The sequence below is a fragment of the Rheinheimera sp. genome, assembly GCF_020217005.1.
In the GTDB taxonomy this organism is placed as follows: Bacteria; Pseudomonadota; Gammaproteobacteria; order Enterobacterales; family Alteromonadaceae; genus Pararheinheimera.
In genome coordinates, this window is sequence record NZ_JAIWOI010000209.1 from 1 (window position 1) to 10,000 (window position 10,000).

At 45.4% G+C, this 10,000-nt stretch carries 11 protein-coding genes; 5 read left to right on the plus strand and 6 right to left on the minus strand.

Annotation, left to right across the window (positions count from 1 at the left end):
* The first annotated feature begins 164 nt into the window (after positions 1-164).
* On the plus strand, positions 165-701 hold the full coding sequence (locus tag LDL40_RS10260; protein ID WP_300995244.1) for a hypothetical protein: 537 nt from the start codon (positions 165-167) through the stop codon (positions 699-701).
* Between the two features lie 25 nt (positions 702-726).
* Here LDL40_RS10260 and LDL40_RS10265 read toward each other — a convergent pair whose 3' ends face one another.
* From LDL40_RS10265 to LDL40_RS10280, 4 genes are all read right to left on the minus strand, one after another.
* Positions 727-2,265: a PepSY domain-containing protein gene (locus LDL40_RS10265; RefSeq protein WP_300995245.1), complete on the minus strand. Its 1,539-nt coding sequence runs from the start codon at positions 2,263-2,265 to the stop codon at positions 727-729.
* A 74-nt stretch (positions 2,266-2,339) separates the two neighbouring features.
* A complete protein-coding gene (locus tag LDL40_RS10270) occupies positions 2,340-2,528 on the minus strand; it encodes a hypothetical protein (RefSeq protein ID WP_300995247.1) in 189 nt (62 codons plus the stop codon).
* Positions 2,518-2,790, minus strand: coding sequence for a hypothetical protein (locus LDL40_RS10275; RefSeq protein WP_300995248.1), 273 nt, complete (start codon positions 2,788-2,790; stop codon positions 2,518-2,520). Before LDL40_RS10275 ends, LDL40_RS10270 begins: the two co-directional genes overlap by 11 nt.
* 21 nt (positions 2,791-2,811) lie before the next feature.
* Entirely contained in the window at positions 2,812-5,097 is a 2,286-nt protein-coding gene (locus tag LDL40_RS10280) for a TonB-dependent receptor (RefSeq protein WP_300995249.1), read from the minus strand.
* Positions 5,098-5,332: 235 nt separating this feature from the next.
* On the opposite strand from LDL40_RS10280, the gene LDL40_RS10285 reads away from it, so the two are divergent.
* Complete coding sequence (locus LDL40_RS10285) at positions 5,333-5,704, plus strand: XRE family transcriptional regulator (RefSeq protein WP_288741080.1); 372 nt, start codon at positions 5,333-5,335, stop codon at positions 5,702-5,704.
* Between the two features lie 74 nt (positions 5,705-5,778).
* On the plus strand, positions 5,779-6,471 hold the full coding sequence (locus LDL40_RS10290) for an RES family NAD+ phosphorylase (protein WP_300995251.1): 693 nt from the start codon (positions 5,779-5,781) through the stop codon (positions 6,469-6,471).
* Positions 6,472-6,514: 43 nt separating this feature from the next.
* Here the strand turns inward: LDL40_RS10290 and LDL40_RS10295 are convergent, their stop codons facing one another.
* Positions 6,515-6,715, minus strand: a complete 201-nt coding sequence (locus LDL40_RS10295) for a hypothetical protein (RefSeq protein WP_300995253.1) — start codon at positions 6,713-6,715, stop codon at positions 6,515-6,517.
* 122 nt (positions 6,716-6,837) lie between these two features.
* Here LDL40_RS10295 and LDL40_RS10300 point away from each other — a divergent pair, with 122 nt between their 5' ends.
* A complete protein-coding gene (locus tag LDL40_RS10300; RefSeq protein WP_300929153.1) occupies positions 6,838-7,062 on the plus strand; it encodes a helix-turn-helix domain-containing protein in 225 nt (74 codons plus the stop codon).
* Complete coding sequence (locus tag LDL40_RS10305; protein ID WP_300995254.1) at positions 7,062-9,026, plus strand: DUF2075 domain-containing protein; 1,965 nt, start codon at positions 7,062-7,064, stop codon at positions 9,024-9,026. Before LDL40_RS10300 ends, LDL40_RS10305 begins: the two co-directional genes overlap by 1 nt.
* Positions 9,027-9,149: 123 nt before the next feature.
* Here the strand turns inward: LDL40_RS10305 and LDL40_RS10310 are convergent.
* The coding region (locus LDL40_RS10310; RefSeq protein WP_300995255.1) for a hypothetical protein at positions 9,150-10,000 on the minus strand (851 nt) is incomplete at its 5' end.

A 10,000-nucleotide genomic window follows, 5' to 3' on the forward strand; every position in this document is an offset into this window, starting at 1 on the left:
CCAGTCACATAGTGAACTATGCTCCTGGGGACTCATTCTCTTGCCGTCGCGCTGTGACAGCAATTACTTAGGGTATTCACAGGTCGTACTTGTAGCCAGAGCCCTACAGATTGGCTGTGGGTTGATGGATAAAAATCCTTTACCATAACGGCAGTTTTTACCGAATGAGACCGCAAAACGTGATTGGACTTGGGGATCAAAACGCCAGCTTTAGGGTTTATGTGGAAAACAGACCTAAAATGCCACAGTATCAGCAGCTATTTGACTGCGAGCCAATGCAGCCAGGCGATATCGACCTGATTTATCAGCACTGTGGCAATGGCTGGCGCAAGTTGTTTAATGTCTACGCCAAGTTGTTGTGTGCTCTGGAACCAAAGCTATTTCACTTCCCAACTCAGGCCGCCAGCTGGCAGCAGTATCGTGACCAGTTTTTGTTACAAAAAGCTTCAGATACAGCCCTGTTATTTGCTGCTCCAGCATTAAACCCTGCCGAAAGCACTATTCATTTAATCGCAGGCCGTACTCAGGCTAAACACTGGATTGAACAAGGTTTAGCTTGTCAGCTGCATTGGCTGAACCAAGAGTTTGCGATAGACCCAAGCAACAAGCTGTTGGTTACCCCATATTTTGATTACCGCCAGCTGAGTAACGAGAAGATTGAGTTTAGCGCGGCTTTATTAAAAACATTAAAAGGAGCCTGAGCCCCTTTTGATGTCTGAGCTCAAATTAGCCTTTTGCAGGCAAAGCCCATAGACTATTTTCCGGTCCTGTGTAAGCGCGTTTTTTCGCGGCCACTGCCATACGCCAAAAACACCATGCCATCACCAAAGCTGTCAGATCGACACTAAAGCGTATCCAATGGCCATTCCAGAGAGAGTTGAATAGATGTTGGCCACTTTGCATAAAACTGGCGACAGGAATGAATGCGGTCAACAGGGCTGTAAGCAGTAACATTTCCACTGCGGCTTTCGATGGATGACGCACTAAACACCACAGCAGCACCAGAAAAAACACCAGGTAGTAGCAGCGGATATGCAGAGCTTCGGGCAATAAAGCACCGGCTAAGAATAAGGCCGACACGCCTGCCATACAGCCCAGCGCTATACCTAATGTTAACCCGGCCATAATGCGGGTATTACGCGGTTGTTTTGCCTCTGTCGCCTTACGTCTCGATTCAATCCACAGCAAATTACCACTGTAAAACAAAAAAGCCCCTGCCATACCCAATATAAAATACAGCCATTTCACCGGATAATCGCCAAAGTCGCCATAATGCAGGCTTTGAATACCGCGCAGAAAAACAGTACCAGGAGTAAATTCTTGTGGGGTCAGGGTTTTGATCAGTTCACCGCTTGCTGTGTTGATCACTACTGCTGCTGAATGAGTCACAGTGGGGCTGTCGATAGCGCCGTATAAAGTGACAGTGCCATTCAGATCGCCAGCGTCATGATAAAACATGCTTTCAACCTCTAACTGCGGCATGGCAGTTTTGGCTGTCGCCAGCAATTCATTCACGTTGATCAGTGGTTTTTGCACTCCAGCAGGTTCGACATGAGGCACAACTTCAAAATCTGGCTCTAGTATTTTGAGTAACTTACCGTCAAAAACGGCAAACTGAAATGGAGCCAACATCAGAAAACCTATGGTCAACACAGCGCCGCTCCAGGCGAATAAAATATGGAAAGGCAAAGACAAAATCCCAACCACATTATGGGCATCCTGCCACATGCGTTTGACGCTGGGACCAAGGCGCAGCGCAAATAAGTCTTTTAAAAATACAGGAGCATAAATCACCACACCACTGACTAGCGCCAAACCATAAAGCAAACAAAACACACCAAACAAATAAGTACCGGCTAAACGCGGCAAACCAGCGGTGAAATGTAAGTCGTAAATAAAACTGACAAAGTCAGCTCTGGATGGGCTTTGATTGAGTTGCTCTTCAGCTGTCAGTCGAAACTTATGCTGAGTGCCTGTGTCATTCTGATACCAATAGGCGCTGAGTTCAGGGCCATGATGGCCAGGCAAGATCAGCGAAAAACCATGAGCAGCTTCAGGGTATTGCTGTAACAGCTTGTCCACTAAAGGTTGCGCCTGCTGCAGCGAATCGGCCTGTACCAGTTCGCCTTGTTGTTGCCAGTCATGTAATTCATGCACAAACACAGAAATAGCGCCGGCATAAAAGGCAATAAATAATGCCATGCCAGCAATCAGGCCTGTCCAGGTATGTACAGCACGAAAAGTGCGTTGGGTAGCGACTTTCATAACGACGAGCTCATAAATTGTTTCACCAGCGAAAGCAGCGCAAAGCTACAAAGGGTAGATAGTCCAAGGGTCAGTCAGGCTTGTTTGCCACTACGAAATAAAAAAGTGGCAGCCATAATGCCAATCCAGACTGGAAACACCATCAGCAACCAGGGCAAAACCAATTGGTTATGTTGCCCCGGCCATAACAACGCCACTAAACCTATCAGGCCCACGCTCAGAGGTAAGCCAAGCAAAATTGCTGCAGTTGATTTACCCCACATGCTGTTTACTCCGGTAAGCGTCGATAAAAGGCAAAGCCACGAATGCCAGCATCAACACAGCTAAAGTGGCAAAAAATCCAGCCCATACCCCAAGTGCTGCACCTGCAAAAACCCAGGCCAGCAGAGATAACAGCAAAGCCAGAAACCGCAATGGCTTCACCTTACTGGCAGCGGCTGGCCAGAATTGTTGCCGTGGTGAAGCCAGATAAAGCAGCAGTGCAGCCAAAGTTGCGGTGAGCAAATAAAGTAAGGTCGAAGTCATGGCCTGTATTCCCTAAACTGATTACCAGCGACCTTCCAGTCCAACACCCACAACCCGAGGCGCACCGAAAATGGCGTTAGGTTCAGTGGGCCAGCGATACTGCACATAACCTTTGTCCAGCAGGTTATTGGCGAACAGATAGACAGACCAGGCATCTGCGTCGTAGCTCAGTTTGGCGTTCACTACAGTACGCGATGACAATTGTTCATCAGCGGCGCCGACGTTCATAAACACGGTGCTGCGGTAGTTGGCGTTCAGGTTGGCTGTCCAGTTGTCGGCAAAGTAATAGTTGGAGCCTACAGCCACTGTATGACGCGGCGCATAGGAAAACTCCTGACCTGAATAGTCGGTGATGTTGGCGTCCAGCACGGTTTCAAATTGGTCGTACTGAGTGCGTGAGTAACCGTATGAGCTGTACCAGTCAAAGCTATCATTCAGGCGTTGTCTCGCTTCCAGTTCAAAGCCATATAAATGGGCTTTGCCCGCATTAACTGTGTGGTAGTCGTAGCTGTTCAGGCCAAAGTTAGCGATCACCTGTTTGTCTTTCCAGTCGATGTAGTACAGGTTGCTGTTTACTGTGACACTGTTATCCAACCAGCTGCTACGCCAGGCCAATTCATAGTTAGTGGTAAATTCCGGGTTGTATGCAAACACTTCACTGCGGGCAATGTTATAGGCACTGCCGCCTGAGCGGTAACCACGCTGGGTGGTAAAAGCTAAAGATTGATCGGCGCTGTAACTCCAGCGCAAGCCCAGTTTAGGTAAAAAGGCAGTAAAATCGCGGGTACTGGATGGGGTAACGCCATTGGCGTCAGCCACTAAGCCTAAAACCGCAAAGTTGATGCCCGTTACTACAGTGTTTAAAGCGGTTCCCGCGGCACCAAAAGCTAATGGATCAGGTAAAGTCCCGACAAACCCGGCTGTTGTCTGGGATGCAAAGGTGTATTCTTCTTTGTCATATCGAAAGCCTGCCAGCAGCGCTATGTCAGTGCTTAACTGATATTCCATATCGGTAAAAAATGCCTGATTTTCAGATTTTCCAGGTGCTTCGCTATGATAATCCACTGGTATCACTGGCAAAGCTGCACCATACAAAGTGGCCAGATAGTTGGCTGTAGCAGCATCTAAACCATTGCCCTGTAAGACTGCGGCTATGGTGCCAAGTGGCGTGTCTACATTTGTTAAGCTGGTACTTTTATTGTCGGTTTCGCGTTTGGACCAGTACAGGCCCACTAAGCCTTTGAGCTTATCCGCAGCAAAATGCAGCCGAAATTCCTGCGACAGACTGTCGTATTGTTCATCTGTGCTGCCGTAGGACTGATCCAGTTCTGTCAAATCGCTGTCGTAGGCACGCTGGGCATCTGAATTGGTGCTGGAAGTAACAGCAGATAAAGACCAGTTGTTATTGAATTCATAACTTAAATCCAGCGTTGTGACGTCGCTGATGATATCTGTGGTATTGGGGCGGTTCGAGGTATTTACCCTGTTGTTAAAATAATCTTCTACATCCAGCCGGGAATAGCTGTACATGTAAGGACCTTCGCGGTCATCCCGCATAAAACTCAGGCGGCCGGTAAAACCTGGTAAAGCCGAAGGTGTCCAGAGTAATTTGGCTCTGGCCATAACAGAATCGGTTTGATCTTCGCCAGTATTGCGGGTTGGGTTATCCACATAGCCATTAAAATCACGTTGCTCTACCGCCAGACGAAACGCCAGTTCGTCTTCAATCAAAGGACCGCCACCAGCAAAAGCGATACGACGGTCAGATGGATCAGACCAGAGCATTCTGGCTCTGCCATTCCAATCCATTGACGGATCCTCTGTGCGTAAAATCACGGCACCGGCCAACGCATTTTCGCCCTGAATAGTAGACTGAGGGCCACGTAATACTTCCACCTGAGCGATGTCCCATAAGTCGGTTGGGCCTGAATCACTGATCTGGCTGGGTAAAGCTGCACCATCTAAATACACTGTTGCCAATGGGTTAGGAGCTCCGGCTTCATTGGCTATACCCCGGATAGTAAAACCTCTGTTGCCATACATTTGCGACACGTTAGCTGTGCGGTTAAGAATATCAAACAAGCTCTGCAGGTTTTCCTGCTCGATACGCAAAGCGGTAGTGACCGCCACACTGCTGGTCGTCTCCTGCAAACTGCGGTTGGTTTTTTCACCACGCACTGTAATTTTTTCAATGGCTGCTTCGTCTGCTGCGCCATCCGGGCTTTGTTGTGCCATCAATGGCAGGGTTGCACTCAGGCATAAGGCCAAAGCAGATAATTGAAAATGCTTCGCAGCAGTGCGTGTCATGAGGTTTCTCCGGCTCGTTTTAGTCTGTAGATCAAGGTGTTGTTTAGTTCGTTTCTATACTAACCAAGATGCAAATAGATCTCAATTACAAATAGTAATGATTCGCAATTGTTTTGGTGTGCCTGTTATTTTGTTTCTGAGTACGCATTTCAAAATGTGTTATGTATTGAGTTAAGTTGTGCGAAATGCACTTTTATCCTATTATTTGTGCATTAAGAACAAGATGAGGTGTGTCATGACGGCACTGCTACAACAAGCTCCACAACCCCAACTGGTGTTAGCAAAAGCTGTATTAAATGCGGCAGAGCAATTGGGTTTAAAGCAGGCGGAATTGGCAGCAGTTCTGGGTGTGCACCGCACTGCCGTTAGTCGGTTAAAACAAAATCCGGCCTTAGACCCTGCCTCTAAACAAGGAGAACTGGCGTTGCTGCTGATTCGTGTTGCCCGCGCTTTGTATAGTCTGGCTGGTGGTGACCCGGATTGGATCAAACACTTTATGCACAGCCCGAATAAAGTGACTGGCGGTATACCTGCACAGCAGGTGCAGAGTATTCAGGGCCTGATGCAGGTGCTGCAATTTGTGGATGCAATGCGGGGCAAATTATAGTACCAGCAGCTGTAGCTGATGCGCTCTGGACCAGTTGCGAAGGGCCAAAGCAAATCAAAGAACTGTGTGGGCAATTGTTCCGGCTGGTTGAAAGTCAGCAGCAGGTGGCCACTTTAAGTTATGTCGACACCCTGGCTGAACAGGCTGTGCTGGAACAGCTGCTGGAAAACGTCAAACCGGCGTTACCGGAAGCGACGGAGTCTTTGCATTATTTACTGAAATCGCCTTTCCGTTATCCACCGCTCAAGTGGGGCTCACGTTTTGGTTCAGTGTTCGAACCTGGTATTTTTTATGGCGCCTGCTCCGTTACCACCTGCCTTGCAGAGTCGGCCTACTACAGATTTATCTTCTGGCATTCGATAGAAGCTGCTGCACCTAAAACCAGCCTGAGATCACAACATAGTTTGCTAAGTGTGGGCTATAACTCAGCCAATGCTGTGGCTTTGCATCAGCCGCCCTTCAGCACTTACAGTGCAGAGCTAACCGCCAAAACCAATTACCAACAGAGCCAGCAACTGGGCACAGCTATGCGCAATGCCGGAGTAGAGTTATTCGAATACCAATCCGCCCGCGACCCAAACCAGGGCATCTGTGTTGGTCTGTTTTCTCCCAAAGCCTTTACCAGCAACAAACCCGATCACAGCAGCCTCTGGCTTTGTGAACTCTGTGCCGACTTAGTGGTATTTAAACAACAAGGCGATACAGAGCTTTATTCCTACCCGCTGGATTTGTTTCTGTTGGATGGTGAGTTGCCTTGGCCGGGGTGATGGGTCTAAGACCAAAAATCTTGATAACAACTAATGGACTCCTTTAATACTGGCAGACTGTCGAGGTGGGTATTAAATCGTATTTTGTCGCATATTCTGTAACTGCATCTTCTACTGGTTGGTCACCAAACCGAATAAGCCATTCCAGATCGTCATAGCCTGTGTCTTTCAGTGTAATAGCATATCGCTGTTGTAATAACGCATCTGCTAGGTTGAGGTATTGTTGCTGAACTGCATCAAGCATGGTGCGTTCCTTTTTTATCATCCACTGTTGTGGGACATTTGTGTCCGTTTGTGACTTATAGTCCGTAGTATTATAAGTCACATCCGTTGACGATATAACCAAGAATTAAAAGGGATCTGGTTATGCGTCAAGACTCGTTGTTGCTTTTTGGATTGCGGGTGCGTGAGTTACGTTCTGAAAAAGGTATCAGCCAAGAAGAACTTGCAGCCTTAACAGAGTTAGATCGCACTTACATCAGCGGAATCGAACGAGGTAAACGTAACCTTAGTCTGAAAAATATTCTTAAAATTGCTTCAGCTCTTAATGTCACTGCAAGCCAGCTACTAGATATTGAGGGGCTGACTTGATGACCCGTTCTTTTTACAGCGACACTGTCTCATCTTTCTTATCTACAGACGCCAATACAATTATTGGCCAATTAGCACAAAACCACAGCCAACATTTGGTTCAGCAGCAAACAGGAGCTTGGCTAGAACAAATCAAGATACTGAAAACTCAGCTTTGGGGTTTGCCTGACGACGCTTATCTATTCTTTGAGTTCATAATTCCTCGAATGGGTAAAAGAGCTGATTGTGTGCTGGTGGTTCAGGGTGTTATTTTTGTGCTGGAGTTTAAGGTTGGCGCATCAGCTTATCTCTATGCTGACCGACAACAGGCTGAGGGTTATGCTTTAGATCTAAAGCATTTTCATCAAGGCAGTCATGACAAAACTATAATTCCTGTTCTGATTGCAACAAAGGCGACAGAAACTTTTTCTACCTACTCACTTGATTCTGAAAAGGTATCGACAGTGATTTGTTTGCCTCCAAGCACTCTAAATACATTTGTGGGCGAAACAATAGCTCGAATAAAAGGTCGTTCTTTTGATGCTGTGCAATGGAGTTTATCTGCTTATCAACCCACTCCAACTATTGTCGAAGCTGCTCAAGCACTTTATGCAAAACATAGTGTGGTTGATATTTCACGCTCAGAAGCTGGCGCTGACAATCTGCATGAGACAAGCACCACATTACTAGAATTGATCCATAGTGCTCGTAAAGAGCACCGTAAAATTATCTGTTTTGTTACTGGAGTTCCCGGGGCGGGAAAAACCTTGGTCGGGTTGAACATAGCCAACCGACATGCTGACAGCAAAGATCTAGAATATTCTGTTTTTCTCAGCGGTAACGGACCGTTAGTTGCTGTTTTACAAGAAGCTTTAGCACGTGATCAGCATCAAAATAATCCTGATGTCACAACTATCGCAGCGGCACGGCAACGGACTAAAAGTTTTATCCAAAATATTCATAAATTTCGTGATGAATACCTAAAAGATCAAAGGCCTCCTGCAGAGCATGTTGTTATTTTTGACGAGGCGCAGCGAGCTTGGGATTTAAAGCAGACTGCACATTTTATGCAGCGAAAACGGGGTCTCGGAGATTTCTCACAATCGGAACCTGAATTTCTAATTTCTGTAATGGCAAGGCACCAAGATTGGGCAGTAGTTATTGCATTGATCGGTGGTGGACAAGAGATCAATACAGGTGAAGCAGGCATATCAGGTTGGTTCGATGCTGTGCTTAAAAGTAATGAAAAATGGGATGCCTATTGCTCACCTAAGTTGCTGCAAGGCGAATATGTTCGTGATGAACTCACCGTGGAATCGCTCTCAAAATTTAAGTTTAAGCCGTCCCTTCATTTAGCTACGTCGATGCGGTCCTTTAGGGCTGAAAAACTATCTGATTTTGTGCATTATCTGATTGGAGGAGATTCAGCTAAAGCTTCAATCGTATTACATGAGTTCAAAGATAAGTTTCCAGTAGTAATGACTCGCGACCTAGCCACAGCGAAAAAGTGGATCAGTAAGCGCACCAAAGGTGGGCGACGTGCCGGATTGCTGGCTTCATCGAATGGTATTCGATTAAAAGCTGAAGGTATTTTTGTTAAGAATCAAATTGAGCCAGAAAACTGGTTCTTGGCCTCAGGAGATGACATTCGCTCCAGTAATTTTCTCGAAGATGTTGCTACTGAATTTGATGTTCAAGGCCTCGAACTTGATTGGGCATTAGTTGCTTGGGATGCTGATTTAAGGATAGTTGATGGCTCCTTTGAACATTGGCGTTTTTCTGGGACAAGCTGGCAGAAGCGCAGCAAAGCTGAGAGCCAAAGATATCTTGAAAATGCCTATAGAGTATTGCTGACCCGAGCGCGGGAGGGCATGGTAATTTTTGTACCTGAAGGTGATGCTGACGATGCGACGAGATTATCTGAGTTTTATCAGGGGATTGCAGATTATTTGGCTGAGTGTGGAATCAAAATAATTGAAGACTGATCAAAGAATCAGCCCGCCGCGGAAAACAGCTTTTGGTATTTTGTAAGTTGTAGTGGCTTATATCTGATCTGACATTCAGTTATGAGTGTGACGCAGACTTTAACGTCGAAATCAAAGGTGGTGTTAAGCCATCCTTTGCATCTCCTTGTTATATTTGTACTCCCAGTTAATTTTTGAATGCTTACTTATTTCAAATGCAACACCGTACTCAAGAATTTGAACTGTTCTATTAGCTTTACTATTTAGGTAATATACTGGGTTTTTTATTGCATTAATAATTTCATGGCTATCTTTTAGTTTAATGTTTTCAACAGCATAAGAATTCTGTGCTTGTATATAATTCCAGCTAGGAATGGAACGTTTTTTTACTATTTTATTGAGGAGATACTCATCGATACAGTAAATATCAATCTCCTTTGTTGCTTGAATTTTCATTCCAGTAAAATATGAGTGGTTTGTAACTATTATGGGTGTAAACTTTTTTCCTTCAATTCTAAAAGGGAAGTGATGTTGTAATTCAGATCTAGAGCTTCTGACCAAAAAATCGACACGCAAGGTCAATTGATCAATTGCTTTTTGCATGTGATTTTCAAGAAAACTAAAAGCCTCAAATCTACTTTCTGGTTTAATTGTGCATTTAGCTTCTATAACCAACACATTATCTTCATCCAATTCGACTAGCGCATCGATTTCAGGCATTCCTTTGTTAGGGTTACCTTTAATAGCATGGGATTTAATTCCAGATGAAGAGAATAGGTCTAAAATTCTATCTTCGAAGAGGTGACCTTTTTTAATTCCTTTAGGTAGCTGAAGTTTTATGTTTTTATTTGAGAGAATTTTATCGATGCTCTTTTCAAAACAAAATTCAACTATATGTTGAGGGAAAATGTAGTATAGATTGTCTAAATGCAGTATTGGTGAATTTTCAATATCTTTATTGCTGCTTGCGGTAAAAAGCGTTACCAAGCTTTCTC